This window comes from Limnobacter sp. (genome assembly GCF_036846585.1).
Lineage (GTDB): Bacteria > Pseudomonadota > Gammaproteobacteria > Burkholderiales > Burkholderiaceae_B > Limnobacter.
The window spans coordinates 1-3,233 of record NZ_DAIUBR010000061.1 but is presented as its reverse complement, the minus strand read 5'-3'; the positions used below and the strand labels follow the sequence as shown (position 1 = coordinate 3,233).

At 53.8% G+C, this 3,233-nt stretch carries 3 protein-coding genes; 2 read left to right on the top strand and 1 reads right to left on the bottom strand.

Annotated elements, in window-relative coordinates; genetic code table 11:
• The coding region (locus V7028_RS15260) for a glutamate--tRNA ligase (protein WP_334120941.1) at nucleotides 1–464 on the bottom strand (464 nt) is incomplete at its 3' end.
• A 71-nt stretch (nucleotides 465–535) separates the two neighbouring features.
• On the opposite strand from V7028_RS15260, the gene V7028_RS15255 reads away from it, so the two are divergent.
• Together V7028_RS15255 and V7028_RS15250 are read left to right on the top strand one after the other, a co-directional pair.
• On the top strand, nucleotides 536–1,177 hold the full coding sequence (locus V7028_RS15255; RefSeq protein ID WP_334120940.1) for a YcbK family protein: 642 nt from the start codon (nucleotides 536–538) through the stop codon (nucleotides 1,175–1,177).
• A gap of 39 nt (nucleotides 1,178–1,216) precedes the next feature.
• Nucleotides 1,217–3,233: ABC transporter substrate-binding protein (locus tag V7028_RS15250; RefSeq protein WP_334120939.1), on the top strand; the 2,017-nt coding region annotated here is incomplete at its 3' end.

The following is a 3,233-nucleotide window of genomic DNA, read 5'->3' as shown; positions in this document are numbered from 1 at the left end:
TTCTTGAAGCGCACCACAGGCTTTGCTTCAGCGGGTGGGGTGGGCAGCACTTTGCCTGCCTCGGGGCGCCAGGTGCCGTCATAACGAATGCGCTGGCCATTTTCCCGTTGCTTTTCACGCATTTGATTCAATTCTTCTTGCGTACAGTAGCAAAGGTAGGCATCGCCTTTTTCAAGCAATTTGTCGATCATGGCCCGGTAACGGTCCATGCGCTGCATTTGAAAAAACGGGCCTTCGTCGTAATCCAGGTTCAGCCATGCCATGCCGTCCATGATGGCCTGCACGGCCTCCGGAGTGGATCGTTCAACATCGGTGTCTTCCACGCGAAGAATGAACTGCCCCTTGTGGTGGCGGGCAAATGCCCAACTGTACAAGGCGGTTCTGGCACCACCCAAATGCAAATAGCCGGTAGGGCTGGGTGCAAAACGGGTGCGAATGGTTTGGTTTTGGTGATCTTTAGACATGGATTAATGACTTTTTTTCAAAGAACTCATATTATAAGTTCAAGTAAATTCTTAAGTTACGGTTATCAGTTATGGCAATGCACAATTTCGACCGGCGATCATTCATCAAAGCGGTAAGTACTTTGGCCATTATTGGCTCGGTAGAACCCTTTTTGAACCGGGGTGTTTTGGCCGCTGGTTCCGATCTGCTTCCACCGCCTGACCTGTTCGATCCGGGTCTGGTTGATCTGACATTTTGGCTGCAACCACGCACCCTTGAAATGGTACGCCCACAATCGGGCGAGCGCTTGAACATTACCTACTGGAAAGACGGACATCTTAACCCAATCGCCTACGAGCAGATTTGCGGTTTGCTTCGGGACGTGCAAGCAAATCAGGTTTTCCGCATGGACACGCAAATTATCGACACCTTGTGGGCAGCACAGGCATTCGTTCGTCGCTATGGCTTCTCGGCTCCCGTTGAGATTACCTCGGGCTATCGCAGCGCCAAAACCAATTCCCGTTTGATTGAAGCGGGCTTGCCCGCAGCCCGCAATTCCCTGCACCTGAAAGGGCAGGCAGTTGATTTCCGCCTGCCCGGCCTGCACCCCAAAGTACTTGGCGAACTTGTTGAGGGGTTCCGTGCCGGTGGCGTGGGCTTCTATTTCCGGGTTGGCGCAAAAGGTGGCTGGATTCACGCAGACACTGGCCCCGAACGCAAATGGCGTGGTTAAATAAGCCATCTAAAAAAACAACAGTGCGAGGGTGGTTTTTTGGCAGTTTTCGGTGGCACAGCAGGCAGTTTCGCAGTAACGGTGGCAGCGGCCTTGTGTCTGTCGCTGGCTGCGTGTGGCAAAGCGCCCAACAACCCCTACGTTGAAACTGCTGACGACAAAAAACTCAACACCCATTACACCGCCTTCACGGCACGCCCCAAGCACTTGGACCCGGCGCAGTCGTACACTTCTGACGAAGCAGAATTCACCTACCAAATTTATGAACCACTGTTTCAGTACCATTACCTGAAACGCCCCTACCAGCTAGAGCCCTTGGCCGCCGCTGACATGCCAACACCCGTGTACCTTGATGACGCGGGCAATGTGTTGCCCGAGGATGCGCCGCTGGACGCCGTGAAAACCAGTGTGTACACCATCAAGCTAAAGCCCGGTATTTTGTACCAGCCACACCCTGCCTTCGCGAAAGACACCCAAGGCAACTTTCTGTACCACCAACTGGGCGATGAAGCGAGTAAGTTCAGCAGCCCGTTGCAGTTTGAAAAGCAGGGCACGCGTGAACTGACTGCCCACGATTATGTGTATGAAATCAAGCGCCTGGCCAGTTCGCGGATTGTGTCGCCCATTCTTGGCCACATGGGTGCATACGTGCTTGGTTTGGGCGAACTTGCAAAAACCTTGCAAGAACACGACAACGCGTTGAAGGCGCAAATCCAGAAAGAAACAGGCAACACCTTTCCGCCTGCCACTGCCGATTTGCCGTGGCTTGATTTGCGCAAATTCGATTTACCCGGTGCCAAAGCGATTGACGACCATACTCTTGAAATTCGCGTGAATGGCAAATACCCCCAGTTCATTTACTGGCTGGCCATGCCGTTTTTCTCGCCCATTGCCTGGGAGGTGGATGCCTTTTACAGCCAGAAAGGATTTGTAGACAACAACCTGGTGCTGGATTGGTGGCCTGTAGGAACCGGTGCCTACATGCTGACCGAAAACGACCCGAATTCCCGAATGGTGTTGTCGCGCAACCCCAACCACCGGGGCGAGCTTTACCCTTCCGAGGGTGAGCCAGAAGACGAGGCCAAGGGTTTGCTGGCCGATGCGGGCAAAACCATGCCATTCATTGACCGCGTGGTGTTTACCCGCGAGAAGGAGGGCATCCCGTATTGGAATAAATTCCTGCAGGGGTATTACGACACATCAGGGGTCAGTGCAGACACCTTCGATCAGGCCATTCGAGCCAGTTCCGATGGCGATGCAGCCTTGACTGCCGACATGGAAGAAAAGGGCATTCGCCTGGAAACCTCGCTGGCGACCAGCATGTTTTATCTGGGCTTCAACTGGTTAGATCCTGTGGTGGGGCCTGGCAATTCACCCGAAGACGCCCGACGCGCAAAATTGTTAAGGCAAGCCATTGCCATTGCGGTGGACTGGGAAGAATTCTCGCAGATTTTCACCAACGGTCGAGCAGTGCCCGCGCACGGACCTGTGCCGCCGGGTCTGTTTGGGTTTGAGCAAGGCGAGGCCGGTTACAACACACAGGTGTACAACATTGTCGATGGAAAACCTGTGCGCAAGCCGATTGAAGAGGCCTTGGCCCTGCTGAAACGGGCCGGTTACGACAACGGCATGGACTCGAAAACCGGTCAACCCTTGACCCTGGCACTGGACACCACGGGCGGTGGCCCCGGCGACAAGGCGCGCTTTGACTGGTACCGCAAACAATTCGCGAAGTTGAACATGCAGCTGGACATTCGCGCCACAGACTGGAACCGTTTTCAGGAAAAAATCCGCAAGGGCAATGCACAACTTTTCTTTTTGGGCTGGAATGCCGATTACCCCGATCCTGAAAACTTTTTATTCCTGCTCTATGGCCCCAACAGCCGCGCGAAAACTGCCGGTGAGAACGCATCCAACTATTTAAATACCCAATACGACGCCATGTTCGAACGCATGAAAACCATGCCAAACAATGAGGAACGCGCGCAAATCATTTCGCAGATGACCGACCTGGTTCAAGACGATGTGCCCTGGTTGTTTGCCTTTGTGCCACAGC

Coding starts and splice junctions, on each gene's coding strand:
- V7028_RS15255 (WP_334120940.1), top strand. CDS start 536: ATGGCAATGCACAATTTCGACCGGCGATCATTCATCAAAGCGGTAAGT.